The 25,587-nt window shown below is 72.6% G+C and carries 18 protein-coding genes; 9 read left to right on the top strand and 9 right to left on the bottom strand.

Annotation, left to right across the window (positions count from 1 at the left end):
• Positions 1–434: 434 nt before the first annotated feature.
• The 3 genes from ACIQNG_RS18110 (at position 435) to ACIQNG_RS18120 (ending at position 5,254) form a co-directional block, all read left to right on the top strand.
• Positions 435–1,421 carry a hypothetical protein gene (locus ACIQNG_RS18110; RefSeq protein WP_401486039.1) on the top strand — a complete coding sequence of 329 codons (987 nt, stop codon included), beginning with the start codon at positions 435–437 and terminating at the stop codon, positions 1,419–1,421.
• A gap of 203 nt (positions 1,422–1,624) precedes the next feature.
• Positions 1,625–4,441 carry a hypothetical protein gene (locus ACIQNG_RS18115; RefSeq protein WP_401486318.1) on the top strand — a complete coding sequence of 939 codons (2,817 nt, stop codon included), beginning with the start codon at positions 1,625–1,627 and terminating at the stop codon, positions 4,439–4,441.
• Positions 4,442–4,567: 126 nt separating this feature from the next.
• Positions 4,568–5,254 carry a hypothetical protein gene (locus ACIQNG_RS18120; protein ID WP_401486041.1) on the top strand — a complete coding sequence of 229 codons (687 nt, stop codon included), beginning with the start codon at positions 4,568–4,570 and terminating at the stop codon, positions 5,252–5,254.
• Positions 5,255–5,290: 36 nt separating this feature from the next.
• Here ACIQNG_RS18120 and ACIQNG_RS18125 read toward each other — a convergent pair whose 3' ends face one another.
• A complete protein-coding gene (locus tag ACIQNG_RS18125; RefSeq protein ID WP_401486043.1) occupies positions 5,291–5,605 on the bottom strand; it encodes a hypothetical protein in 315 nt (104 codons plus the stop codon).
• 290 nt (positions 5,606–5,895) lie between these two features.
• Positions 5,896–6,444 carry an NADPH-dependent F420 reductase gene (locus ACIQNG_RS18130; protein WP_401424810.1) on the bottom strand — a complete coding sequence of 183 codons (549 nt, stop codon included), beginning with the start codon at positions 6,442–6,444 and terminating at the stop codon, positions 5,896–5,898.
• Positions 6,445–6,594: 150 nt separating this feature from the next.
• Here ACIQNG_RS18130 and ACIQNG_RS18135 point away from each other — a divergent pair, with 150 nt between their 5' ends.
• Positions 6,595–7,614, top strand: coding sequence for an alpha/beta hydrolase fold domain-containing protein (locus tag ACIQNG_RS18135; RefSeq protein ID WP_401486045.1), 1,020 nt, complete (start codon positions 6,595–6,597; stop codon positions 7,612–7,614).
• A gap of 21 nt (positions 7,615–7,635) precedes the next feature.
• Here the strand turns inward: ACIQNG_RS18135 and ACIQNG_RS18140 are convergent, their stop codons facing one another.
• Positions 7,636–8,109, bottom strand: coding sequence for a MarR family winged helix-turn-helix transcriptional regulator (locus tag ACIQNG_RS18140; RefSeq protein WP_401486047.1), 474 nt, complete (start codon positions 8,107–8,109; stop codon positions 7,636–7,638).
• Positions 8,110–8,348: 239 nt separating this feature from the next.
• Between ACIQNG_RS18140 and ACIQNG_RS18145 the strand changes: the two genes are divergently transcribed.
• The 3 genes from ACIQNG_RS18145 to ACIQNG_RS18155 all read left to right on the top strand — a co-directional run bounded on the left by ACIQNG_RS18145 (position 8,349) and on the right by ACIQNG_RS18155 (position 14,051).
• On the top strand, positions 8,349–9,002 hold the full coding sequence (locus ACIQNG_RS18145; RefSeq protein WP_401486049.1) for a hydrolase: 654 nt from the start codon (positions 8,349–8,351) through the stop codon (positions 9,000–9,002).
• Positions 9,003–9,306: 304 nt separating this feature from the next.
• Positions 9,307–12,330: an AAA family ATPase gene (locus ACIQNG_RS18150; RefSeq protein WP_401486051.1), complete on the top strand. Its 3,024-nt coding sequence runs from the start codon at positions 9,307–9,309 to the stop codon at positions 12,328–12,330.
• A gap of 134 nt (positions 12,331–12,464) precedes the next feature.
• Complete coding sequence (locus ACIQNG_RS18155) at positions 12,465–14,051, top strand: BTAD domain-containing putative transcriptional regulator (RefSeq protein WP_401486054.1); 1,587 nt, start codon at positions 12,465–12,467, stop codon at positions 14,049–14,051.
• 111 nt (positions 14,052–14,162) lie between these two features.
• Here ACIQNG_RS18155 and ACIQNG_RS18160 read toward each other — a convergent pair whose 3' ends face one another.
• The 6 genes from ACIQNG_RS18160 to ACIQNG_RS18185 all read right to left on the bottom strand — a co-directional run bounded on the left by ACIQNG_RS18160 (position 14,163) and on the right by ACIQNG_RS18185 (position 22,491).
• Positions 14,163–14,687 (bottom strand): SMI1/KNR4 family protein, encoded by a 525-nt coding sequence (locus ACIQNG_RS18160; protein WP_401424818.1) that lies wholly within the window; start codon positions 14,685–14,687, stop codon positions 14,163–14,165.
• 133 nt (positions 14,688–14,820) lie between these two features.
• Positions 14,821–15,576 carry a class E sortase gene (locus ACIQNG_RS18165; protein WP_401486056.1) on the bottom strand — a complete coding sequence of 252 codons (756 nt, stop codon included), beginning with the start codon at positions 15,574–15,576 and terminating at the stop codon, positions 14,821–14,823.
• 86 nt (positions 15,577–15,662) lie between these two features.
• Entirely contained in the window at positions 15,663–16,388 is a 726-nt protein-coding gene (locus ACIQNG_RS18170) for a class I SAM-dependent methyltransferase (protein WP_401486058.1), read from the bottom strand.
• Between the two features lie 71 nt (positions 16,389–16,459).
• Positions 16,460–19,087 (bottom strand): SpoIIE family protein phosphatase, encoded by a 2,628-nt coding sequence (locus ACIQNG_RS18175; RefSeq protein WP_401486060.1) that lies wholly within the window; start codon positions 19,085–19,087, stop codon positions 16,460–16,462.
• A 228-nt stretch (positions 19,088–19,315) separates the two neighbouring features.
• Positions 19,316–21,736, bottom strand: a complete 2,421-nt coding sequence (locus ACIQNG_RS18180; protein ID WP_401486063.1) for an MFS transporter — start codon at positions 21,734–21,736, stop codon at positions 19,316–19,318.
• Between the two features lie 311 nt (positions 21,737–22,047).
• Positions 22,048–22,491: an SRPBCC family protein gene (locus ACIQNG_RS18185; protein ID WP_401424826.1), complete on the bottom strand. Its 444-nt coding sequence runs from the start codon at positions 22,489–22,491 to the stop codon at positions 22,048–22,050.
• Between the two features lie 202 nt (positions 22,492–22,693).
• Between ACIQNG_RS18185 and ACIQNG_RS18190 the strand changes: the two genes are divergently transcribed.
• A complete protein-coding gene (locus tag ACIQNG_RS18190; RefSeq protein ID WP_401486065.1) occupies positions 22,694–23,740 on the top strand; it encodes an Rv2578c family radical SAM protein in 1,047 nt (348 codons plus the stop codon).
• A 238-nt stretch (positions 23,741–23,978) separates the two neighbouring features.
• Positions 23,979–25,532, top strand: a complete 1,554-nt coding sequence (locus ACIQNG_RS18195) for an alpha/beta hydrolase (protein WP_401486067.1) — start codon at positions 23,979–23,981, stop codon at positions 25,530–25,532.
• Positions 25,533–25,587: the final 55 nt, after the last annotated feature.

Here is a 25,587-nt window from a genome sequence, read left to right on the forward strand (position 1 = left end):
TCTCGCGCGTCGGCCGGTCCCCGCGGGGATCTTCTCGGTCGTTCTCCGATCCCCTCCGGGACACGGGCGACCTGCGACGACTCCCGCGCACCCGGGGCCCAGCCGGCCGACCCGGTCCGACCCGCCCGGCCGACCTGCTGTTTCGAAGGACGCCTCCCGGTAAGGGAGTTGTCCGGTTCGCTCTCTTGCCGTGCTTGGAGCGGGGCGGGCGTGGCACCCGGCACCGCGTTCGGCTCATTCGGCTCATTCGGCTCACCGGGAAGCCATCGCCGTACTGCCGTACTGCCGTGCCGCCTGCCGTACCTCTGTACCGCCTGCCGTACCGCTGTACCGCTGTTCCGCTGTACCGCTGTACCGGCGCAATGCCGCACCGGCCACGGGCCACCGGCCACCGGCCACCGGCCACCGGCCACCGGCCACCGAGAGGAGTCCTCATGACCGCGACCGACAACGCCCGGGTCGCCGCGATCACCACCGGGCTGGACCGCCTCAAGCGGTCCCTGCGCGTCGGCGGACGGACAACCGCTCCCTACGACCACCCGGAACCGCGATGGGAGACCCGGTTCGTCCAGAACCTGAGCGGCCGGCGCCCCACCACCACGCGGCTGGCCGACTTCGGCTACCGGGACCACGAACTGCCGGGCCGTCCCGGTCTTCCCGACGACCTCGCCATGGCCGGCCCGGTACGTCTGCTGAACGACGACGGAGCGCGGGCGCTCAGGGACATCTGCCGTGCCCTGAAGCCCCGCGCCGTCCGCGACGACCACGGCGTCCCCCACCGGCTGCGCGACGTCGAGTCCCTGTCGCCGTTCGTGCACGCCATGGTGCGCGACGCCGTGTTCCTGGACACCGTCTCCCGCCTGGTCGGCGTACCCCTGGTCCCGCACCCCCTGCGCGACGCGGGCGTCCAGACCTACTACTACGGACCGCCCGCGCCGTCCGAGGCGCGCACCGGCGCCGCATGGCACCTCGACGGCATGAACTACGTCTTCACCATGACCCTGTCCGATCGCGCCGACCACGACGGCGGCGCCCACCTGTACTTCAAGGGCCACCCGGACGACTTCGACGCCCACCGCGAGGACATCACCCGGCGCGGCCCCGCCCACCCACGGGTCCACAAGGCACCGTTCCTGCACGTCGGTGACACCATGTTCACCAGAGGCAGCCGGGTCTATCACGCCGTCACCCCGGTCACCCGCGGGGAACGCGTCACCCTCGCCGTCTCCCTCTTCTGCCCGCTGCTCGGCGGTCAGGACGAGAACCGCTTCTGGCACAGCGCCCCCGACGACGGGCTGCTGCGCACCCTGCGCAACTGGAACCGGCTGCGCCGGGCCGTCCATCGGCCCGCGCACTACTGCCGACGCGAGGAGATCCCCATCGTGCCGCTGTCCGGCGTCTTTCCCCGACAGGAAGGCTGAGGCACGTGGGCTGACGGCACGTGGGCTGACGGCACCGTCCCGGTCGGCGCTGGGTCTCGCTCGCCGCACGGGCGCCGCCGTTCCACTCCGGCCGGATTCACCGGCGGGAGACAACCGGTGACGACCCGTCGCCATCTCCCCGGGTGCACGGGCGCCCCGGAGTGACTGGGGGCGCCGAGGCAGGTGACGACGAGGAGACAACCATCGTGAGAACGGCCTCACGCGCGCTGACCGCAGCTTTGGCGGTCGTCGCGCTGGCGGCGGGCGGACCGGGGCCGGCGCATGCCCAGCCGACCGCCGAGTCCATACCCGGCACGCCCTCCACGCCCCGCACGCTCACCGGCGTCTCCGGCATCTCCGGGGTCGCCGGGGTCGCCGGGGTCGGCGGGGAGCGGCTGCCGGAGGGGTGGCGCGTCGAGGGCGGCGATCTGGTGTGGAGTTCGCCGAAGCCGGTGGGCATGGGCGGTTCCCGGGTCGAGTTCCGTTCCGGTGACCGGGTCCTGGGCGCCGCGGTGCCCTCGCCGGACCACCGCACGTTCCGGCTGGGCCTCGCCGGGGTGCGGGTCGGGCCGGTGGCGGAGTTGCACGTGGTCGCCGGGGTGCGGCGGCTGGACGCCGCCGGGGCGGACCGGGCCCCCGGTCAGCGGCGCGCGCCGGCCGCGGTGGCGCCCGAGGACCCCTTCCCGCCGAATCCGGTGGACCCGGGTGTCGCGGGGAAGTACCGCACCACGAGCGGTGAGTACGCCCTGAAGTCGGTGCGACTGCCGGGTTACGCCGAGCCCGTCGAGATGCGGGCCACCGTGGTCGGGCCGACGGACGCGCCGGGCCGGCGACCGCTGGCGCTCTTCCTCCACGGCCGCAGCGCCACCTGCTACGAGCCCGGTCAGGACAGCGCGGGCATGTACTGGCCGTGCAAGCCGGGGCAGAAGGAGATCCCGAGCTACCGCGGCTTCCTGCACGACCAGCAGCGCCTGGCGTCCCAGGGGTATGTGACGGTCTCCATCTCCGCGAACGGCATCAACGCGCAGGACGGCAGCACCGCCGACATGGGGGCGCAGGCCCGTTCGTCGCTGGTGCGGCAGCATCTCGCCCGCTGGGCGCGATGGGGGAAGAACCCGGCGAAGGCCCCCGGGGCGGTCCGCGCGTCGGACCCGGCCGACCTGTCGAAGGTGCTCCTGACCGGGCACTCCCGAGGGGGCGAGGGCGTCAACCGGGCGGCTCTGGACAGCGTTTCCCCGCCGCCGCCCGCCGAGGACGGCTATCGCGGGCCGGTGGACTGGCGGATCCGGGGCACCGTCCTGATCGGCCCCACGCTGTTCGGGCAGAACCCCGCCGACGGGGTGCCCTCCATGACCATCCTGCCGGGCTGCGACGGGGATGTGAGCGACCTCCAGGGCCAGATGTACCTCGACGCGACCCGTGGCGTCGGCCGGAGCCGCGCCCTGCACAGCGCCGTCTACATGGTCGGCGCCAACCACAACTACTTCAACACGCAGTGGACGCCCGGCCAGGCCGAGGCCCCCGCCGCGGACGACGTCTGGGACGACGAGGACCCGGTCTGCTCGACGCGGGCCGGTACCCGGCTGACCGCGAAGCAGCAGCAGGCGGCGGGCACCACCTACATCGCTGCCGCCGCACGGCTGTTCCTCGCGGGCGACGACCGGGTCCGCCCGCTCCTCGACGGCTCCGGCCGGAGCGCTCCGTCCGCGGGGCCCGCCCGGGTGCACACGCACGCGGTGGGCGGTCACCGCACCCCGGCGATCTCGCCCGACCGCCCGCTCTCGGTGACCAACGCGCGGGTGTGCGCGCAGATCACGGCGGACGACGCCCGGTCCTGCATGGCGCAGTCCGGGTCCGGCCGGTCGCCGCACTTCGTGTCCTGGGGTGGGGTCGCTGAGGAGCCCGGCCGCAACGCGGTGGCCGCCCGGTGGACCAGTCCCGGCGCCCCCGTCCGGCTCCAGCCGGGGCGCGCCTTCTCGCTGGCGGGCTCCGACGCCCTGGCGCTGCGGGTGATCGTGCCGCCGAACACGAAGGGCACCCGGCTCGACGTGGCTCTGACGGACGCGTCCGGCACGAGGGCGAGGCTCGGTCGGGTCACCGTCGACGGCCTGCCCGGTTCCGACGCGACGGCCGCGCACTGGGCCCGTGAGGTGCGTGTCCCGCTGAAGGCCGCCGTCGCCGCCGGCCTGGATCTCCAGCAGGTCCGGTCCCTGGAACTCACCCCGCTCAGTGACTCCGGCGAGTTCTGGCTGATGGACGCCTCGGGCTGGCGCCCCGGCACGGCGGCGGTGCGGGCCGGGACGCTCCCGCGCATCGACCTCGGCCGGCAGACGGTCGTGGAGGGCGACTCCGGGACCCGTACCTACCAGGTGCCCGTACGGGTCACCGGCAAGGGCAGCGGCGTGATCAAGCTCGCCGTCATGGACCCGAAGACCTACGAGTCCACGGTGCGCGAGGTCAGGGTCGGAGCGGGCAGTGCGGTGAACGTCTCGATCACGGTCGAGGGCGACAACCGCTACAACGCCGACCTCCACCACGAGGTCTCCGCGAAGGCCGTCACCGGGACGGCGATCGGCGGGGCCTCCGGCGGCCTGCTCGTCCAGAACGACGACCCCATGCCCACGGTCACCGTGACACCGGTCGCCGACGCGGTCACCGAGGGCCGGGGGCTCACCTGGAAGGTGGCTCTCTCCGAGCCCGCCGACGTCCCGATCGAGACTCGGTTCTCCCTCCTGCCGGTGCGGGAGGGTCCGGAACTCTCCACGAAGGACGTCGATCAGGACTGGCTCTCCCAGCAACTCGGCGAGACCGCCGACCCGGAACGCCCCCTGTCCACCGGCGACCCCTCGCTCTGGGTGTCCGTCCCCGAGGGCGAGACCAGCACCGAAGTGACCGTACCCACCATCACCGACACCCTGACCGAGCCGGAGGAGTCCCTGAGGATGCAGGTGCACATCCTCAAGGAGTACGAGTGGCTGGAGGGCCCCCTGCTGACGGGCCGGGTCACGGACACACCCTGACAGCGGGCCGTCGCGGTGACGCGGTGACGCGGTGACGCGGTGAAAGGAAGCCGGCAGGCACAGCCCCGCACTCGACGCGGCTGTGCGCCGGCGACCACCGCGACCGCGCGGACTAGGTTGGGCGGCATGCGTACCAGCACCGCCCTCCTGGGTCTCGCCATCATCGGTCTCCTGTCCACGGGCTGTGCCGGGACAGGATCGGACGGCGACGACGACGCCCGTTCCGCGGACTCCGCGCCCCCGAAGCACGGGACACGGCTCCCCGTCCCCGTCACCTCGGCCGAACCCGGGCTCCTGACGGTGGAGTCACTGCGCGACGCCCTGCCGCCCGAACCGGCCGCCGACGCCCCGTTCACCGAGGTGGCGCAGTGGTCGATGCGCCGGAGCACGGTGGCCATGGCCGGGATCCCGGGGAGGACCAGCGCCGAGTGCGAGGGCGGCACGGTGAGCGAGAAACCGGGCGTGACCACACGGTGCACGGTCACCTATGAGGGCGTGAAGGTCCCCTGGGCCGTCCGTTTCGACGAGCCGGCCGGCGATCTGAAGCCGTACGACATCACGAACGCGGGGCAGGCCGTTCTGACGGCGAAGTCCGTGTACGGGAACTTCTGGCAGACCTACCACCGGACGAGCAAGCACCTGCGCTGCGACCGGATACCCACCCGCGAACTCGTCGCGTACGACAAGGACACCGGCTACGAGTGCCAGTACGCCTCCTCCACGAAAGGCGAGGCCCGCTGGATCGACGTACCGGTGAAAGTCGGCGAACACGGAGTCACCTTCGACAACGACCGCCCCCCGAAACCCTCCTGAGACGACCACGCCCACCGAACCGACGGACGCCCCCCGTCACCGCCCGGTCGGCCCCCACTCGTCGAGCGTGATCGTCACCTGATGGTTGTGCTCGGTGTGCCGGAGAACCTCGCCCCTGACTCGGGCACCCATCCGCGGCAGTTCGGCACCGTGGGGCATTGCCGTGATCTCGGCGAGTCCGACAGCGTCCGGGACACCGTCGATGCGCAGGAAGACACCAAAGGGCTGTCGTCCGATGACTTCGCCGATCACCGGCGTTCCCGCCGGGAGCGCCTCAAGCGTCGCCGACCAGGCGATCCGGGCTCTTCGACCGAGCTCGATGCCGTCGTCGGGCCACTGGTTCTCACTCATCCCCGCGATGTCCCCTTCAACTCCTCAAGGTCACCACGCACCACGCGAGCAGTCACCCGGCGGCAACCAGTCGACGCTGAAGCTCGTCCTCGGAGACGTCTTCCAAGTGGGTCAGGAACACCCACATGTGACCCGAAGGATCCTTGAGGACGACGGTGCGGTCGCCGTGAAACATATCGGTCGGCGGCTGGAGAATCGCGCCCCGCGTGGCCGCGGGAGACAGGGCCATCCCCCCCGGTTGCCGACGGGGTCGGCGCTCCGCAGGGCCGCGGAGGACGACACCGCAAGGGTCACAGCTGTCCGGGAGGCGCGTAGCGGTAGAAGAAGGGGCCGAGTTGGCCGGCGAGGGCCCGGGTCAGGCCGGAGCTGTCCTCCAGCAGCCGCGCCCCCGGGGTGAGATCCCCGATGAAGAGCGGGTCGTAGCCCGCGTCACGGATGAGCCGCTCGGTGATGTCCTTCGCGCCGGGCTCGGCGGCGTAGAGGTTGCTCGGGGGCACCCGCTGCTCGCCGATCCGGTCGTAGGCGGCGGCGAAGACCGTGGAGAAGGACTTCGCGGTGGGGCCGCCGATGATCGACCTGACCTGGTGGGCGAGGGACGGGAAGGCGTCGTCGCGGGCGGTGTACAGATTGGTCGCGTCGATGGTCACCTGTCCGTCGAGCCCGCTGACCTTCGACAGCGCCTCGGCGATGGTGTGGCCGGGCACGGCGACCACGACGACCTCCGCGCCCGAGGCGTCGCCGCCGTCGCGGCCCAGACCGGTCACCTGGTGGCCGGCCTTCGCCCACAGACGGGCCAGCCCCCCGCCGACGTTCCCTCGCCCGATCACGGTGATGTTCATACGAACCCCTCGACTCGACGTGTCGCCGGCACACCCGCCAACCCATGGTTGACGCGTCAATAAAGCTAGTGCAAGGATGTTGTTGCGTCAACAAACCCGGAGCGGTCGTCCGGCACCCCGGGGTCCGCCCAGGAAAGGACAGCGACCGCCATGGCTCTCTGGAGTGCGGAGATCGATCGCCTGCGTCCGCTCATACGTGCCGAGGGGCGGGCGATGACGGAGGCCATGTCCCCCGCGTTCTCCGCCGTGTTCCCCCACGGCACGGCCGGGTCCTACGACGCCGAGGCCCTGGCCGATCTGCGCCGCCAACTGTCCGCCCCGGGGCAGCAGCAGGCCGTCGACCGCCACGTCGAGGGACCGCGCGGCCCGATCAGGCTGCGGACCTTCGTACCGGCCCGCCCCGCCCGCGCCGTCCTGCTGAACATCCACGGCGGCGGCTTCATCATGGGCGCCCCCGAGATGAACGACGGCCTCAACGCCTTCCTCTCCCAGACCCTGGACCTCGTGGTCGTCTCGGTCGACTACCGCCTCGCGCCCGAGCACCGCTATCCGGCGGCCCACGACGACTGCGAGACGGCCGCGGCCTGGCTGATCGACCACGCCGGCACGGAGTTCGGCACCACGCGGCTCCTGATCAACGGCGAGTCGGCGGGAGCCAACCTCGCGGCGGCCACCCTGCTGCGGCTGCGACGCCGGGGCCACGGGGGCCGATTCAGCGCCGCGGCCCTGGAGTTCGGCGTCTACGACCTCTCGGGCACGCCCAGCGCCCAGGAGGAGACGGACCACGACGTACTGACCGCGACGGTACTGCGCGGCATGATGGACCTGGCCCACCCGGACCTGTCGCCCGCCCAGCGTCGCGACCCGGACCTGTCACCCCTCCACGCCGACCTCACAGGACTGCCCCCGGTCCTGTTCGGCGTGGGCACCGCCGACCACCTCGTGGACGACACCCTGTTCCTGGAACGACGCTGGGACCTGGCCAACCGCAACACGACGCTCCTGGTCTACCCCGACGCCCCGCACGGCGGCACCGGCCTGCCGTCCGTACTGCCCCACTGGCAGCCCGCACTGCTCGACTTCCTCGACACCCACCTCTCCGGCGAGCAGCAGCCGGACACCCAGGAAGCGGGGGGCGGGAGAACGGACACCAGGGGAGCGCGTCCCTGACGGACGCCCCGGGCGCCACACTCAAGCGCGGCCCCCGGCGTTCCCCTCCACCGTGGCCACGATCCGGCCCAGGAACTCCCCGAGCGTCTTGATCTCGTCCGCGTCCAGCGGGTCGAAGAACAACTGCCGGACGATCTCCACATGGCCGGGTGCGGCTGCCTCGATGGTCTCCCTGCCTTTCGCGGTCAGGCGGACCATCGAGCCACGGGCGTCGTCCTCACACGCTTCCCGGACGACCAGGCCGCGCTTTTCCATACGGCTGATCTGGTGGGAGAGCCGGCTCCGCTCCCAGTCGACCTCCACCCCGAGATCACGGGCCCGCAGCACGCCGTCCGCGGACTCCGACAGCGGGGCGAGCAAGGCGTAATCGGCGGCCGAGATACCGGAATCCTGCTGCAACTGCTGATCCTGGGCGCGCCGGAGGTCGCGGCAGAGCCGGCGGTACGTCGCCCAGATCTCGGCCTCGCGCGGGGTCAGCCATCGCGTTTCGGACATGCGCGGATCCTATCAGCTTGTTGACGCATCATCTAAATGAGGGCTCCCCGGATTTACACAGGCTGCACGGGTTGCACAGGTTGCACGGATTACACGGGTGGCACGGGTGGCACGGGTCACCCGGCGGCATGACGTCTTGGCTACGTATCGGTTGCCGATGTCACGGCCCGGGTCCGGCTGGAAAAGTCGCCGGCGGCGGTCGCAGTCAAGGCCGTCGCCGCTACGACCATGGAGACGACATGGCAGCCAAGGGCATCACCTACACCGGACTCGACGCGCTTCTTGAGCCCTCGAAGTCGGTGCTGCTGCTGATCGACCACCAGGGCGCCCAGTTCGCCGGTATGCGCAGCATGGACGCCACCCTGGTGGTCAACAACGTCACGGCTCTGGCCAAGGGCGCCAAGGTCTTCGACGTACCCACCATCCTCACCACGGTGGTCGAGGAGCGCGGCGGTCACCTCATCAGCCAGCTCCAGGACGTCTTCCCCGAGCAGGCCCCGATAGACCGCACCACCATCAACACCTGGGAGGACCAGCGGGTGGTGGACGCGGTCGCGGCGACCGGCCGCAAGGATCTGGTCATGGCCGGTCTGTGGACCGACATCTGCCTGGCCTGGCCCGCGATCCACGCCCTCGCCGACGGCTACCGGGTCTTCGCCGTCACGGACGCCTCGGGCGCCACCTCCAACGAGGCCCACGAACGCGGCATCGAGCGCATGATCCAGGCCGGTGTCATCCCGACCTGTGCCAGCACCGTCATCGCCGAGTGGCAGCGGGACTGGGCGCGCGAGGAGACCGTACCTGGTGTGACCGAGATCCTCCTCCAGCACGGCGGCGTCTTCGGCACCAGCCTGGCCTGGGAACTCCAGCTCCTGGGCCAGCACAAGGACTGAGCGGGAGCGAGCGCCGGGGAGCGAGGACGGACGGGCACGTCGATCCGTACCTGCTCGGCCACGGCGCCGATAGCGATGCAGCCCCAGCCGACGACCCGACCGTGACCGCACGGGACCAGCCCCCCGGCAGCGAGCCGGGTGACACCCTCCGCGCAGAGCGCGGGAGTCGCGCGCATCCGTGTTGACGGCCGGTAGACGCTCCGTCCACGCGGCGTAGGCCCCGCCGGGGAACCATCCCCGGTGGGAGCCCGGTGGACGACCTGCCGGCCGCTCCGGAGGCGACCACCGTCGAGCTGGGGGATGCATGCGGGAAGCCGCGTCGGCACATGGGGCCGGTCCGGCCCCTTCGGCACATCACGGAGAGGACACCGGGGGCGGGCTGTACGGCAGAGGCCCTCAGCTCGCGGCGCTCAAGGATCTGGTACGGGACAGTCTCCGGGGCCACGGCGGGGCCATCGTCCTGGACGGGGAGCCCGGCGTCGGCAAGAGCGCCCTGCTGGAGCAGGTCCGCGCCACGTCGCCCGGCGTGCGCGTCGTGCGGGTGGCGGGCGACCGTGCCGAACGGCATCTCCCCTACGCGGCCTTGCAGCGGGTGTTCGCCGCCCTGCGCGGCCCGGCGCCCCGGCTGCCGCCGCGAGAACGGGAGACCGTGGCGGCCGTGATGGCCGTTCCGGACGAGGGCTCGGGCGCCGCCCGGCCGGACGTCCTGGAGATCGGTCTGGCGCTGCTCCGGCTGCTGTCCGCGGCAGCCGCCGAACAACCGCTGCTGTGCCTCCACGACGACGCCCATCTGCTGGACCAGCCGTCGCGGGAGGCCCTGGCCATCGCCGCGCGCCGATGCGGCGACCAGCGGGTGGCCTGTCTCTTCGCCCTCCCGTCGCCGCCGCGGCTGCCGCTGCCGCTGCCGGAGGGCGACGGCTGCCCCGAGTTGGCCTCGCTCCCCCGGATGCGGCTGTCCGGACTGCCGGACCCGGACGCGCTCGCGTTGCTGCGCGCCCACCTGCCCGCCCCGCTCGATCCGGCCGTCTGCGCGCGGGTCGTCGCCGACGCCCAGGGCAATCCGCGGGCGCTGCTGGCCGTACCGCACGCGCTCTCCCCGACGGAGATGGCGACCGTACGGCCCCCGCTGCGGGAGCCGGACGACCGGTTGCCGCCGGCCGGGATGCGCGACGCGCTCGGCGACCTGTCCGGCCCGGCGCACCAGGTGCTGCTGGTGGCCGCGGCGGAACCGCTGGGGGACCCCGTGGCCGTACTGCGGGCCGCGCAGGCGCTCGGGCTCCGCGGGGCCGAGGTGACCGAGGCGGAGTCCTCCGGTCTGATCGTGTTCGGGGCGGCCGTACGGTTCGCCCATCCCCTGCTGCGGACGTACGTCTACGCAAGCGCCTCCGTCGCACGGCGCCGACTGGTCCATGGCGCCCTGGCGGAATCCTGTGACAGCGTCCGCGTGCCCGGACAGCACGCCTGGCATCTCGGTCAGGCCGCGCCCTCGTTCGACGAGCCGGTGGCGGCGCGGTTGCAGACGGCGGCCGAACAGCGGCTGGCCCGCCACGAGTCGAGGACGGCCGCGCCGCTGCTGGAACTGGCGGCCCTGCTGACGGCCGATCGCGGGCGGCGGGCGGCACGGCTCCTGGCCGCCGCCTCGGCCTGGCGGCGCGCGGGCGGGCCGCGGCACGCGCTGGATCTGCTCGGCCATCTCCGACTCACCGCGCTGCCGCGCACGGAGCGGACCGAGGCGATGTCCCTGCACGCCCGGACGCGGTACGAGGCCCACCGGGACGGTCCGGCCGCACGGGCCCTGCACCAGGCGGCGGAACACGCGCGCGTCCATGACGTACGGCGGGAGGGCGTCGCCCTGTTGGAGGCGCTGTCGGCCGACGTCCTGGCAGGTCGGCGAGGCACGGCGGAGACCCGGCGAGCGGCTGCCGAGCGGGCGCACGAGTTCTCCCCGAGGGACTCAAGAGATGCGGGGGAGGCAAAGGATGCAAGGGATGCAAGGGGCACGAAGGAAGCGACGGACACCGGCGACACGAGGGACCCGGCACCAGCCGCCAGGACGACCAGGGCCGTGACAGCCGCTCACTCCCACGAGATGCTTCTGTCCGCCGTCGCCGTCCACACCCTGCGGGGCTACGGTCCTGCCGTGCGGCCGATGCGCCGGGCGGTGGACACCTGGCTGACCGCCCCGGCGCACCCCGACCCCGACCCCGACCTCGGTCTCGACGGTGTCGGCGGCTGGCTGGTCTGCGAGGCCGCCGTCGCCGTCTGGGACGGTGCCGCCTGGCGGGCGTTGGCCGACCGGCGGACCGAGGCGGCGCGGCGGCGGTCCGAGGTGACGGCGCTCCCCTGGGGCCTGACGCATCAGGCGCTGGCGGACGTCCATCACGGCGATCTGGCGCGGGCGGGCGTCCGCGTCGCCGAGGCGTACCGGATCAGCGAGGCCGTCGGTGCCGTACCGCTGGACTACGCCGCGCTGGCGCTGGCGGCCTGGAGCGGACGCCGGGACACCGTCGAGGCGTTGGCCACGGCCGCCGCCGCGAACGCCACGGCACGCGGGGAGGGGCGACTGCTGACGGCGGCCGAGTGCGCGCGGGCCGTGCTGGACAACGCGCACGGGCGGTACGGCCGGGCGTTCGGGAGCTGCGTCGAGGCGGTGGCGCTGGACGAGTTGGCGTACCGGAACTGGCTGCTGCCCGAACTGGTCGAGGCCGCGGTGCGCACCGGGAACCGGCCGGAGGCGCGGGCCGCCGCCGCCCGGCTGGAGGAGTGTGCGCGGCTGACCGGGAGCGACTGGGCGCGGGGGCTGCATCTGCGGGCCCGGGCCCTGCTGTCGGACGGCGAGGAGGCCGACGGGTTCTTCCGTGAGTCCGCGTACGCCCTGACGGCGGCCGGGGCGCTCCTCCAGGCGGGCCGGAGCCATCTGCTGTGGGGCGAGTGGCTGCGCAGACAGGCACGCATGTCGGCCGCCCGGTCCCCCCTGCGCACGGCGTACGGCGTCTTCCACCGCGCCGGGGCCCGGGCCTTCCGGGAGCGCTGTGCGGGCGAGTTGGCGGCGGCCGGCGCGCGGGCACCGCGTCCGGAGGGCGGTGAGCCGGCCGTGCTGACGGCTCAGGAGCAGCGGATAGCGCGGCATGTGGCCCGGGGCGACACGTCCAAGGAGGTCGCCGACGCGCTGTACCTGTCCCGGCGGACCGTGGACACCCATCTGCGGAGCATCTTCCGCAAGTTGGGGATCTCCTCGCGCCGGGAACTGCGTCATCACGCCCTCGCGGCCGGTCCCGGGAGGCGTACGCGGGAGGAGTTCTTCGTGTCGCTGCGGGAGAGCCCGTAGGCCGGGCCGGCGGTCCGGACGGCGGTCCTCGGCCATCATTTCGTTGATGTGACAACATAAGACGGGTTACGACCCGGCTGCCGGTTCCCTCACGGCGGCGGTCAGCGAGGTGACGGGAACAGCGAGGTGTGGCGATGACGGCAACGGCACGGCCGGAACTCACGTTCTTCCTTCTGGGGCAGATACGGGCCGAGAGACAGGGCAGGGAGATCGTGCTCGGCTCACCGCAGCAGCGGGCGGTGCTGGCCGCGCTGGCGGTCAACCGCCGCCGGTCGGTGACGATGAGCGATCTCGTGGACGCCCTGTGGGAACGCCCGCCCGCGTCCCCCACCGCGGTCATGCGCACCTACATCTGGCGGCTGCGGCAGGCCCTGGAGCCCGGCCACGACCGGTCCCGGTGCTGGCAGGTGCTGCGCTCGGCCAACGGCGGTTATCTGCTCGACGTGGACGACGACCGGGTGGACTGGCCGGTGTTCCAGCGGCGGGTGGCGCAGGCCCGGGCGCTGCGGGCCGGCGGGGACCCCGCGGCGGCCGTCCCCGTCTTCGACAGCGCGCTGGCGATGTGGCGCGACGAGCCGCTCGTGGGCGTCCCGGGCCCGCTGGCGGATCGTGAGCGGGACGTCATGCGGGCGCATCACCTGGACGCCCTCGAAGCCCGCCTCCACGCGCTGACCGAGGCGGGACGCTTCGCCGAGGCCGCCGCGGAGGCCGCCGTCCTGGCCGACGAACACCCCTTGCGCGAGGACCTCCACGAGATCCTCATGCGCTCCCTGCACCGCACGGGCCGCCGCGCCGACGCCGTCGCCGCCTACCACAAGGTGCACCGGCTGCTCGGCGAGGAGCTGGGCGTCGGCCCGGGTCCGGCACTGCGCTCCCTGCACACCCGCATCCTCCAGGGCGCGACCGGCGACGGCTCCACGCCCCCGGCTCCCGACCCCCTCGAAGCCGGTACCGCGGGCGGCGGCTTACGGTGGCGAGGTCCCGTGCCCCGTCAGATCCCCCGCGCGATCGCCGACTTCACCGGCCGCACGACGGAGACGGAACAGATCCGCCGCACCCTCCTCGGCCACCACGGGGAAGCCATGCCCATCGTGCTCGTCACCGGCACCGGCGGCACCGGCAAGACCGCCCTGGTGATGCACAGCGTGCATCCCTTGCTGGCCTCCTATCCCGACGGCCAGTTGTACGCCGATCTCCAGGACGCCGACGGCACACCCGCCGACCCGGCCGCCGTCCTGTCCGCCTTCCTGCGCGCCCTGGGCGAGCCGGACCGCTGCATCCCGTACGACCGCACCGAACGCGCCGCGCTCTTCCGTACCGTCCTCGCCCAGCGACGCACCCTGATCGTCCTCGACAACGCGGTGAGCATCGAGCAGATCACCCCGCTGCTGCCGGGCTCCCCCACCTGCGCGACGGTCGTCACCAGCCGCAACAGCCTGGCGACTCTGCCGGTCAGCCTCCGGATCGTGCTGGACGTCCTGCCGCCGCAGGAGGCGCTGCACCTGTTCACCCGACTCGTCGGCAGCGGCCGGGTCGGCGCGGAACCCGAGTCCGCCAGACAGGTCGTCGCCGCCTGCGGCGGACTCCCGCTCGCCCTGCGCATCCTCGCCGCCCGCCTCACCAGCCGCCCCCGATGGACCATCGCCGACCTCTCCCGCCGACTCACCGACGACCGGCTACGCCTGACCGACACCCGAGAGGGCTCCGCGACCGTCCCGTAGCACTTCGCCGCCCGGGGAGTCGTGCTGGTCGCCGGACGCAGGACGTGGTACTTGCTGCCGGGCCGTGCGCGTTCGCCCGGGCTGCGCCTGCCGGTCAGGCGGGCGTCCGCTTCACGACTCCATCGCTCCCTCGGTCTTGAAGAACGGCGCACCTTCAAGGATCGGGGCTTCCAGCTCTCCGTGAAGCGCCGCCCACAGGAAATCTGTGAACGTCATGGGAAGAAATACCCAGGTTCCCAGGTCCAGGACCACGGACCACTCCCCGCCGGGGTGGTCCGGCGGCGCCAGGAAGACATGGTTGCCCGAGATGGACCGGGCTACGGGAACGAGGCCCCCGCGTGTGGGATGCACCGGCTGTGGAGCCAACTCGGGGTCGACGAGGGATAGCTGCTCATATTCGTAGGCAGCCTGCCGCCAAAGAAACTCAAGCCGCAGCCCGTTCTCATCATCAACGGCCCTGGGGTGAAACAGATACAGCTGATCATTCAGGCTACCGGGCCCGTAGGCTGAAACGAACTCCTTGTAGTCGGCCGGAAGCGAGAGACCGGCCCTGCTCTCAACGGGCCCCCAGTCCGACCGGACATCCCCACCGAGCGCTGGAGGGCCGATGACATCATGGAACCGAGAGATCTCCACCAGATGACCTTTCCGAACACGAGTAGCCGCAGGTGGGCGACGATCGGGGGGTGCGAAGCGCAGGGCACCAGCCGATCAGCGCGTCGCCGTCATCGATCATCCAACCCGATCCCGGGCACGACGAGGAATTCCGTCAGGACGGCTGGTCGGTCGGGGTGGCTTCTGTCGTGGAGACCAGGACGCCGATCTTGTCGATGCGGTGTTCGGGGTTGCCCAGTTCGTCGCGCCAGAAGTTGCCGGCCGCGTCGTCCTCCGGGGTGGCGCAGGTGGAGAGGGTGATCATCGCCTCGGTCGGGTTCTCGCCGGGCTTGCCGGGTACGGGTGCCCGTTGTTCCGCGAGGGAGGCGGCGGACCGGAACGAGGTCTCGCGGGTCTCCGTGATCCGGTACGTGTACGTCACTCCGCCCAGCTCGACGGTGACCGTGTCGCCCTTGGTGAGGTCGGGGAGGTCCCGCATCGGGCCGCCCGCGCTGAGCCGGTGGGCGGTGACGAGGTAGTTGCCGACCTCGCCGGGGCCCACGCCGCCGTTCTCGCCGTGGGGGCTGGCGCCGAGCCCTCCGTTCTGGATCCTCGTGCCCTCCCGGTCGTCCGTCGTGCCCTCGTAGGGGACTGTCTCCAGGTCGTGCAGGCCGATGTCGGGGATGGTCAGCGCGGCCGGGTCCACCCGGGGGTCCGCGTCCGGGGTGGGGGGCGGCGTCGACACCGGACCCGTGGCGGACCGCGGGGTGGAGGGGGCGGGGCTGCTCGGGCCGCCCTTGCTGTCCGCGCTGCTCGCCGGGGGCTGGGACAGGGTGGTGGACGCACTCGGTGTGGCGGAGTCGGTACACCCCGCGACGAGTAACACGGCGCCCGTGGCGAGCGCGGAGATGACACTGCGCCTGAGGGTCATACGTTCGAGCATAAGCGCGGAACGGGCGCCTCGGGCGGTTCAGCCGGTTCCTGTGCGCACCCTGTCGATGCCGGGCGCCCGGCGGTTCACGCGTGGCGTCCGACGATCAGCCACTTCGACGGCAGTTCGATACGCGCCCCGTCGGGCCCGTACTCCGTCGTGGTCAGCGGCAGTTCACCGTCGGCCAGCACGGTCAGCCCGGCCACCCCCAGATAGACGGGGAGCGCCGCGTCGGCGACCTCGCCCGGCGCGATCCCGTGCCGGAAGACGGGGGCGAGTTTGGCGGGCGGACCGGTGGGCCGCCGGGCCAGGGCCTGGAGGATCGGCCCGGCGGCCTCGGCCAGTTCGACCAGGATGGCCCGGCCCCGCTCCCCCAGCAGGGTCGCGATCCCGTCGACCAGCGGCTGCCGGTCCTCCGGCTCGCACTGGTGCAGGACACCGCGCATGTACACGTTGGCGTCGCCCAGTTCGATGTGCAGCGCGTCGGACTCGGCCGGATCCACGGCGTCCAGCACCCGGTAGGTGGCCTGCCCTGCGGGATCCGCGGCGCGGGCGTGCTCCAGCGCCGCCTCGGAGAGGTCGACGCCCAGGACCCGGGGGAAACGCTGGGCCAGGAACCGGGTCTGGGTGCCGTTGCCGCAGCCGAGGTCGATCAGGGGCAGCCCCGGGTCCACCATGCGCGGCTCGAACCGGGCCAGGTGCATCCCCGAGGTCAGCACCGGCTCGGCGTCCCAGAACACGGCCCCCGGCCCGTCCGGCGCCTCCCGCCAGAAGCCCTCCCATGCCTCCCGGTACCGCATCGTCACGCTCATGCCCGACTCCCCCCGTCGTCTACGGTCCACCGCGCGCCGAAATGCACTTCAAGTGGTGCGTATCGCGTCCTTCAACAGCGCGGCAGCGTGAGTTCGCACCACACCGTCTTGCCTGCCCCGGTCCGGCTGGCGCCCCACTCCCGGGCCAGGGTGCTCACCACCTTCAGCCCGCGCCCCTCCTCGTCCGTCGGCCGGGCGTTCAGCAGGGTCGGCAGCTCGTGATCGTCGTCGTCCACCTCGCACAGCAGGGTCTCGCCCCGCACGAGCCGCAGCTCGACCGGCCCGCGGTGGGAATGCCGTACGGCGTTGGTGACCAGCTCGCTGACCATCAGTTCGGCGGCGTCGGCCGTCCTCGGCGACAGGCCCCATGTGTGAAGCTGCTCGCGGACCACCGCGCGGGCCCGGCGGACCTCGGCCGGGTCGCGTGGCAGGCGCCATACGGCGACGTCGTCGGGCGCGATGCCGTTGAGGCGGGCCATCAGCAGGGCCACGTCGTCCTTGCGGCCCTCGCGGGTGTTGAGGGCGCGGATGATGGTGTCGCAGGCGTCGTCCATGGCGGCGGCCGGGTGCGCGGCGGACTCGCACAGCGTGGCCAGGCGGACCCCGATGTCCTCGCCGCGCATCTCCACCAGCCCGTCGGTGCACATCACCAGCCGGTCGCCGGGCCCCACCCGCACCCGGACGGACTCGAAGGGCACCCCGCCGACCCCGATGGGGGCGCCGGTCGGCAGGTCGAGCAGTTCGCTGCGCCCGTCCTCGGCGCGGACCAGCACGGGCGGGATGTGTCCGGCGTTGGCGAGGTGGAGTTCGCCGGCGATGGGGTCGTAGATCGCGTACAGACAGGTCGCGAGGTAGGTGTCACCGAGCCGCTGGGCGAGGTCGTCCAGGGTGCGCAGCAGTCGGGCGGGCGGCAGATCGAGGGCGGCCATGGTCTGTACGGCGGTACGCAACTGGCCCATCATGGCGGCCGAGTTGAGGCCGTGGCCCATGACGTCGCCGACGACGAACGCGGTGCGGGCGCCGGGCAGTTTCACGGCGTCGAACCAGTCGCCGCCGATCCGGCCGAGCAGGGTGCCGGGCAGATAGCGGGTGGCGATGTCGCAGCCCGCCATGCGCGGCGGGATGTGCGGCAGCATGCTGTCCTGGAGGGTCTCGGCGACGGCCTCCTGGAAGGTGTACATGCGGGCGTTGTCCAGCACCAGGCCGGCCCGGGCGGCGAGTTCGGCGCCGGTCACCCGGTCCATGTCGTTGAACTCGACGCGCTCGGGGTGGCGCAGCAGGATCATGAAGCCGAGCACGACGTCCCGTGCCTTGAGCGGTACGACCAGCATCGAGCGGTTGCTGATGAGCGGCCGGATGTCCCGCTTCTCGAACTGCGAGGCGATGGCGTGGCCCATCCGCTCGCTGATCCGGGGCACCAGCACCGGCTCACCGGTGGTCATGCACTGGAAGAACGGGGTGTGCGCGGGAAAGGGCATGGCCTCGCCGACGGAGACGACATCGTCCCAGCGGCCGGGTTCGTCGGTGTGCTCGACGGCGACCCGGTGCCACAGGGTGGTGGTGTCGGGAACCCCGTCGGGGAAGCCCTCACCGGCGACGACCTGTTCGCGCAGATAGGTTCCGGCGACATCGGTGAAGCGGGGCACCACGGCGCGGCTGACCTCGACGATGGTCCGGGACAGATCGAGCGAGGTGCCGATCCTCCCGCTGACCTCGTTGAGGAATTCGAGCCGCTCGCGTACGGCGGCGTACTCCAGGTCTTCTCCGTCGTCACCGTGGTCGGCGCCGCCCGTCCCGTCGGCCGGGCCGCGGGGTACGGGCACCCCTCGGGCCCGGGCCCGTTCGGTGCGCTCGCGCCGGGCCCGGCGTTCCTCGCGCCGGGGCACGCCCCAGTCGGGGGTGACCGGCACCACGTCGTGCCGGCTGAACTCCAGCACGGGATAGCCCAGTTCGAGGATCTGGGCGACGATCCGGGCGCTCTCGCCGACGCTCATGCTGGGGAGGATCTCGGGCAGCCCGCGGGCGAGCCGGTCGGCGGCGGGGAAGTCGGTGTGCCGGGCGAAGGCGGGGGCGACGCGCTCCGGTCGGCGGAGGTCGTCAGGTGTCTCACCGGAGGTTCGGTCGGGGGTTCCGCCGGCGCCGTCGCGGTGCGGCCCGGCCGCGTCGGCGGCGAGGACCAGCAGCCGCCCGCTGCCGGGTCCCACCAGCGGGTAGGCCCACCACAGCACATCGATCCGGCCGCGCTCGGGCACGGTGAGCCGGGCCCGCCCGGCGGTGGGGTAGGACAGCTCCCCGTCGGGGGAGGTGTCGAGGGAGGTCTCAAGGGAAGTGTCGAGCGAGGCGTCGAGCGCGGGGCCGGGGGTGTCGGAGCCGGGGCCGTCGGGGCTGTCGGGGCCGTCGAGGCCGGGGCGATCGGTGAGCCCGGTGGACGCGGTGTGGTCGGCGGTGGGGTCGGGCGGGTCGGGCAGGGCGCCGTGGACGGGGAGCAGGTCACCGGCCGGGCTGCCGATCGCGGTCGCCTTGGGGGTGCCGAAGATCCGTCGGGCCCCGCTGCTCCAATGGGAGACCAGTCCGTCGCGGTCGACCACGACCACGGCGAGCGGGATACGTCCGGCGGTGGGCCGCCCGGTCACCGTGCCCTGCCCGGACGAGCGGCGGCCGGGTGCCTCCCGGTCCGTGCCATCCGTCCCACGGTTCATGGTCCGGCCTCTCTCCCCCGCGCCTCCGCAAGATCTGTTTCCGCCACCACGGTACGGCGGCGTCCGGTCACGGGGGGTGGCAATACGGGAATTGGTGGCACGGGCGCGCTCCGGCGCACCCCCGCCCCCACGGCCCGGGGACCGTCGGCCTTCGCGATCGCCGGTCCCCTCAGCCGATGACCGCCGGTCGGCCCGTCAGTCCTCAGCCGATAACCGCCGGTCGGCCCGTCAGTCCTCGTGCCCAAGTTGCAGGTCCCGTTCGGTGCGGCCTCCGCCGGCGACCTGGAGCACGGTGGCGACCGGTGGGTATCCGGCGGCGATGACGGTGTACTCGCCGGAGGAGAGGTCGATGAAGCGGAAGGTGCCGTCGGGGCCGGTGGTGAGGGTGTCCACCACGTTCCCGGCGGCGTCGAGCAGGGTGACCCGGGCGTCCTCGACGGGGCGTCCGCCACCGGCGCGGACCGTGCCGCGCAGGACCGCGCCACCGGCGAGTTCGATGTCCTGCCGGGTCTCGCGGGCGGCCTGGACGGTGACGGGGAGCGCGGCCGGGCGGAACGCGGGGGCGCTGGCGGCGAGGGTGTACTCACCGGCGACCAGTTCGCTGATGACGTAGCCGCCCTCGCGTCCGCTGCGGGTGCTGGAGACGACCTCGCCGTGGACGTTGGTGAGGGTGACGGTGGCGTCGCGCACGGGGCTGCCGTCGGCGGTGAGGACGGCTCCGGCGAGCCGTCCGGCGCCGCCGAGGACGACATCGAGTTCGACCGGTCGTTCGGCGACGCTGACGGAGACGGCCTGCGGCTGGTGGCCACCGGCCGCGGCGATCAGGACGTAGGACCCGGTGCCGGGGGTGGCGAGCGCGTAGCGGCCGTCCTCGCCGCTGGCGCCGCGGCCGACCTGCTGTCCGGCGACGTCGATGAGGGTGAGTGCGGCGCGGGGCACGACGGTGCCGTCGGGGTGCTGGACCGTCCCGCAGACGGGGATGCCGGCGGAGTGGGGGGCACGGGCGCCGGGGACGGTGACGGTCACCTCGGTGATCTGCGGCTCGGCCGTGAGGGCGGAGTGGGGCGCGCTGTGGGACACCAGGGGTTTCTCCTTGAGGAAGAAGGTGATCAGCAGGCCCAGGACGAGGACCGGCACGAGATAGAGGAAGATCCGCGGCATGGCGTCGGCGTACGCCTCGATGTAGGCGTCGCGCAGGTCGGGCGGGAGGGCGTGCACGGCCTGCGGGGTGATCGACTCGGCGTCGGGCAGGTCCGCGCCGGCGTCGGCCGGGAGCCGGTCGGCGAGGGCGTCGGTGAGCCGGTTGGCGAAGAGCGTGCCGAAGATCGCGGCGCCGACGCTGCCGCCGATCTGCCGGAAGTAGTTGTTGGCGCTGGTGGCGGTGCCGAGGTCGGCGGGGCGTACGGAGTTCTGCACGGCGAGGATGAGGACCGGCATCACCAGGCCGATGCCGGTGCCGAGGACGAACATCCAGAGGCTGTACTGCCAGCGGGCGGTGTCGGTCTCCAGCCGGGACAGCAGCCACATGCCGACGACGGAGAGGGCGCCGCCGAGGATCGGGTGGGCCTTGTAGCGGCCGGAGTGGCTGATGAGCTGTCCGGAGACGATGGAGGCGGCGACGACGCCGCCCATCATCGGCAGCATCAGCAGCCCGGACTCCGTGGCGGAGGCCCCGTCGACCATCTGGAGGAAGGTCGGCAGATAGCTGGCGGCGCCGAACAGGGCGACGCCGACGACCAGTCCGACGACGGCGGTGATGTTGAAGACGGAGTCCCGGAACAGCCGCAGCGGCATGAGGGGTTCGGGGGCGACGTGCTCGGCGGCCAGGAAGAGCACGGTGGAGACCACGGCACCGGCGGCGAGGCCGAGGATGACCCGCGAGCCCCAGGCGTACTCGGTGCCGCCCCAACTGGTCAGCAGGACCAGACAGGTGGAGGCGGTGGCGAGCAGCAGGGTGCCGAGGATGTCGAAGCGGGGTTTCGCGGTCGGCTTGGGCAGTTTGAGGACGACGGCGACGACGGCCATGGTGACCAGGCCGAAGGGGATGTTGATGTAGAAGCACCAGCGCCAGGAGAGATGGTCGGTGAAGTAGCCGCCGAGCAGCGGTCCGGCCACCGACGCCAGTCCGAACGCGGCGCCGATCAGGCCCATGAACCGGCCGCGTTCCCGTGGCGGCACGATGTCGGCGATGATCGCCTGGACGCCGATCATCAGTCCGCCGGCGCCGACGCCCTGGACCGCCCGGAAGGCGATGAGTTGGTCCATGGTCTGCGCGCGGCCCGCGAGCGCGGAGCCGATGACAAAGACGACGATGGCGAACTGGAAGACGCCTTTGCGGCCGAGGAGGTCGCCGAGCTTGCCGTAGACCGGGAGTCCGACGGTGGAGGTGAGCAGATAGGCGGTGATCGCCCAGGACATCTTGTCCAGACCGTGCAGTTCCCCGACGATCTTCGGGAGCGCGGTGGCGACGATCATCTGTTCCAGGGCGGCGAGGAGCAGCGCCAGCATCAGCCCGAAGAACACCAGCCGCACCCGGCGGGGGCTGAGACCGCCGGGGGGTGCCTCGGAGACCGGGGCGGGTGGCGCCGGGGGCGCCGCGTCCGGTCCCTCCCGAACCGGGCCGTCCTGCACCAGAGTGACCCCGCCCACGTCACGCTCCCCTCGTCGCGCCTGCCGCTGTTTCCCACTGATTCCGCGTGGAGGGAAAACTGACAGCAAGCGCCACGAGTTACGGCGTACGGTGACTTCCGGGGTGGATCCACTCGAACCGGTGAGTCTCAACTGCCGCCCGGCGGTGGGTCCTTGACCCTACGGAGGTTCTGTGGACCCACGGGGCCGCGCGAGCCTCCGTCGGGCCGGTCGCCCGGTCGCCCGGTCTCCCCGTCGACCCCGAGGGCCCTGCGGGTCCCGAAAGCCCCGTGACTCCCGAAGGCCCTGCGGGTCCCGAAGGCCCCGTGGGGCTACTTCTCGACCTCGGTGGCGAGCCGGGCGAGGATCGCGTCGTAGATCCGGGCCAGGCCCTTGGGCGCGAAGGTCCGCTCGAAGAAGCCGCCGATGCCGCCCGCGCCGGTCCAGGTGCTGGTCACCACGACCCGGGACCTGCCCTCGCCGGCCGGGGTGACCCGCCAGACGGTGACCATGGAGGAGTTGCGGTCCTTCTCGACGAGTTCGCCGTCGCTGGGCTCGGTGACCTCCAGCAGGCAGTCACGCACCCGCTTGCTGGTGGCCTGGAGCCGCCAGTGGACGAGGGTGCCCTCGCCGTCGCCGCCCTCGCGCACCTCGTACTCGCTGAACTGCTCGGGCAGCAGCTTCGCGCGGGTGTCGCTGTAGTCGGCGAGGGCGTCGAACACGTCCTCCGGGCCCGCCGCGACGACCCGCTCCGTAGTGGCCTCGACCTGCGCCATCCGCTTCCTCCAGGCATGGGGTTCTCGGGGTACTTCAAGGGCTGCGGCCCACCCAACCACCCCGGCCGCCGGGCACCCAAATCGGGGCCGGTCACCGTCACGCAAGTGATCGTCCAGGTGACACGCCGCGCACGGGCGTGGCGTTCGCACGATCATGGGAACAGATGTTCTATTCTATGGTCAGTGCTATCGAGGAGGCGTCATGCGCTGGGAGAACCTCACCGTGGAAGCGGACGGCGGCCACGGCCGAGCGGCCGACGCCGCGCTGTTCGGCGCGGACGCGGTGACCGTCCGCACCTTCGACATGCCGGAGTTCCGCGGTATCACCTTCCACGAGGTGCGGGCCCGCTCTATCCTCAACCGGGTGCCGGGGGCCTCCCGGATGCCGTTCGAATGGACCATCAACCCCTACCGGGGCTGCACCCATGCGTGCGTGTACTGCTTCGCCCGCAAGTCGCACAGCTATCTGGACCTGGACTCGGGGCTGGACTTCGACTCGCAGATCGTCGTCAAGGTGAACGCGCCCGAGCTGCTGCGCCGCCAGCTCGGCTCGCGCCGCTGGCAGGGCGACCATGTCGCGATGGGCACCAACGTGGACTGCTACCAGCGCGCGGAGGGCCGTTACCGGCTGATGCCGGGCATCCTGGCCGCGCTGCGCGACCACGCCAACCCGTACTCGATCCTCACCAAGGGCACCCTGATCCTGCGCGATCTGGAGCTGATCGCGCAGGCCGCCGAGGTGACGGACGTCGGCATCTCCGTCTCGGTCGGCTTCACGGACCCCGAGCTGTGGCGCACGGTCGAGCCGGGCACCCCTTCCCCGGAACGGCGGCTGGACGTCGTACGGACCTTCACCGGGCGCGGGATCGGGTGCGGGGTGCTGATGGCTCCGGTGCTGCCGTTCCTGAGCGACCACCCGGATCGGCTGCGGGCCACGGTCCGGGCGATAGCCGCCTCCGGCGCCACCTCCGTCACCCCGCTGGTGCTGCATCTGCGGCCCGGCGCGCGCGAGTGGTACCTGGCGTGGCTCGCCCGCCACCACCCGCATCTGGTCCGCCGCTACGAGCGGCTGTACGCGGACGGCGCCTACGCCCCGAAGTGGTACCAGCGCCGGATCACCCGTCAGGTCCACGACCTGGCCCAGGAGTACGGCATCGGCCCCGCGCGCGCCGGGATGCCCCGGCGGATCCGGGAGCCGGAACCGGCCCCCGCCGAACCGGCGGAGCCGACCCAGCTCACCCTCATCTGAACCATCTGGCCCATCTGACCCATCTGACCCATCTCCCATCTGACACGTCCGACTCATCCGAGGACGGGCGCGGTGGACCGGGCGCTGCGGACGGGCGCTGCGGGCATCCGGGGGCATCGCCCGACACAATCGGGTCATGCCGGGAGGAAAACACGGTCCCGCAGGCGGGTTCTCCGGGACGATGTGCGGCGCGGGACCGTGCCACCGGCGGTCCGTCACCGCCGTCCCGGGAGGACCCATGAGCAGACGCGCAGCCGCGTGGTGCGGCGCCGTCGTCGTCGCGGCCGGTTCGCTGGCGGCCCTTCCCGCGCGGGCCGCGGACACCGCCTCGCTCACCTGGAAGAAGTGCGCCACGACCGCCTACCCGACGCTGGAGTGCGCGTCGCTGGAGGTGCCGCTGGACCACGCCGCCCCGGACGGCCGGCGGATCACCCTCGCTCTCTCCCGGGTGCGGCACACCGCGCGGACGTACCAGGGCCCGCTCCTGGTCAACCCCGGCGGCCCCGGCGGCAGTGGGCTCACGCTGGCCGGATTCGTCGCCTCCGCGCTGCCGGAGGAGGTCGCGGCCCAGTACGACATCATCGGCTTCGACCCGCGCGGTGTGGGCCGCAGCCGCCCCGCGCTCGACTGCTCGCCGGGCCACTTCGACCCGGTCCGCCCCGACTCGGTGCCGAGCACCCCGGCGATCGAGTACGCCGGTCTCGACCGGGTGAAGTCCTTCGCCGACGCGTGCGGCAAGAAGTACGCGGCCGAACTGCCCCACATCGACACGATCAGCGCCGCCCGGGACCTGGACCGCATCCGCGAGGCGCTGGGCGCCGACCGGATCAACTACTTCGGCTACTCCTACGGCACCTACCTCGGCGCCGTCTACGCCAAGCTCCACCCCGAGCGGGTACGCCGGGCCGTCCTCGACTCGATCGTGGATCCGACGGGCGTCTGGTACGACGACAACCTCGCCCAGGACCACGCCTTCGACGACCGGCACCGGGCGTTCATGGCCTGGGTGGCCCGCCATGACGCGACCTACCGGCTCGGCACCGACCCGGCGCGGGTCGAGGCGGCCTGGTACGCGATGCGGGCGGCGCTCGCCGAGCGGCCCGCCCGGGACAAGGTCGGCCCCGCCGAGCTGGAGGACACCTTCCTGCCAGGCACCTACTACAACGGCTACTGGCCCTACCTGGCCGAGGTGTTCGCCGCGTACGCCGACGGCGGTGACGTCGGCCCGCTGGTCGAGGCGTACGAGAAGTTCGCGGCCGTCGACTCCGCCGGTGACAACGGCTACAGCGTCTACTCGGCCGTGCAGTGCCGGGACGCGGGCTGGCCGCGCGACTGGGACCGGTGGCGGGCCGACAACTGGGCGGCCTATGCGAAGTCCCGGTTCACGACCTGGAACAACGCCTGGTACAATGCGCCGTGCGCGTTCTGGCCGACCGAGTCGCTGGAGCCGGTGAACATCGGCAACGGCGACCTGCCGCCGGTGCTGCTCTTCCAGGCCACCGGTGACGCGGCCACCCCGTATCAGGGCGCCGCCGCCGTCCACCGGCTGCTGCGCGGCTCCAGCCTGGTGGTGGAGGAGGGCGGCGGCAACCACGGCGTCTCCCTGAGCGGGAACTCCTGCCTGGACCGGCATCTGGTGGCCTATCTCACCGACGGGACCGTGCCGCGCGGTCAGGGCGGGGCGGACGCCGTGTGCGCGGCGTCGCCCGAGCCGGAGCCGGAGGAGACGAAGGCCGTGAAGGGGTCGCCGGAGGGGACGGAGTTGCACGGGCTGCTGGGGTTCCGGGGCTGAGCCCTGACGGGGCGTCGGCGAGGCCCTGGGGGTCCTGACGGCTCCCCGCACGGGG

Origin of the sequence: Streptomyces sp. NPDC091377, assembly GCF_044757045.1 — a bacterium.
Lineage (GTDB): Bacteria > Actinomycetota > Actinomycetes > Streptomycetales > Streptomycetaceae > Streptomyces.

What these genes read in the sequence shown, in the direction of transcription:
- ACIQNG_RS18110 (WP_401486039.1), top strand. Translation starts at nt 435, where the DNA reads ATGACCGCGACCGACAACGCCCGGGTCGCCGCGATCACCACCGGGCTG.
- ACIQNG_RS18120 (WP_401486041.1), top strand. Translation starts at nt 4,568, where the DNA reads ATGCGTACCAGCACCGCCCTCCTGGGTCTCGCCATCATCGGTCTCCTG.
- ACIQNG_RS18125 (WP_401486043.1), bottom strand. Translation starts at nt 5,605, where the DNA reads ATGAGTGAGAACCAGTGGCCCGACGACGGCATCGAGCTCGGTCGAAGA.
- ACIQNG_RS18130 (WP_401424810.1), bottom strand. Translation starts at nt 6,444, where the DNA reads ATGAACATCACCGTGATCGGGCGAGGGAACGTCGGCGGGGGGCTGGCC.
- ACIQNG_RS18135 (WP_401486045.1), top strand. Translation starts at nt 6,595, where the DNA reads ATGGCTCTCTGGAGTGCGGAGATCGATCGCCTGCGTCCGCTCATACGT.
- ACIQNG_RS18140 (WP_401486047.1), bottom strand. Translation starts at nt 8,109, where the DNA reads ATGTCCGAAACGCGATGGCTGACCCCGCGCGAGGCCGAGATCTGGGCG.
- ACIQNG_RS18145 (WP_401486049.1), top strand. Translation starts at nt 8,349, where the DNA reads ATGGCAGCCAAGGGCATCACCTACACCGGACTCGACGCGCTTCTTGAG.
- ACIQNG_RS18150 (WP_401486051.1), top strand. Translation starts at nt 9,307, where the DNA reads ATGCGGGAAGCCGCGTCGGCACATGGGGCCGGTCCGGCCCCTTCGGCA.
- ACIQNG_RS18155 (WP_401486054.1), top strand. Translation starts at nt 12,465, where the DNA reads ATGACGGCAACGGCACGGCCGGAACTCACGTTCTTCCTTCTGGGGCAG.
- ACIQNG_RS18165 (WP_401486056.1), bottom strand. Translation starts at nt 15,576, where the DNA reads ATGACCCTCAGGCGCAGTGTCATCTCCGCGCTCGCCACGGGCGCCGTG.
- ACIQNG_RS18170 (WP_401486058.1), bottom strand. Translation starts at nt 16,388, where the DNA reads ATGAGCGTGACGATGCGGTACCGGGAGGCATGGGAGGGCTTCTGGCGG.
- ACIQNG_RS18175 (WP_401486060.1), bottom strand. Translation starts at nt 19,087, where the DNA reads ATGAACCGTGGGACGGATGGCACGGACCGGGAGGCACCCGGCCGCCGC.
- ACIQNG_RS18185 (WP_401424826.1), bottom strand. Translation starts at nt 22,491, where the DNA reads ATGGCGCAGGTCGAGGCCACTACGGAGCGGGTCGTCGCGGCGGGCCCG.
- ACIQNG_RS18190 (WP_401486065.1), top strand. Translation starts at nt 22,694, where the DNA reads ATGCGCTGGGAGAACCTCACCGTGGAAGCGGACGGCGGCCACGGCCGA.
- ACIQNG_RS18195 (WP_401486067.1), top strand. Translation starts at nt 23,979, where the DNA reads ATGAGCAGACGCGCAGCCGCGTGGTGCGGCGCCGTCGTCGTCGCGGCC.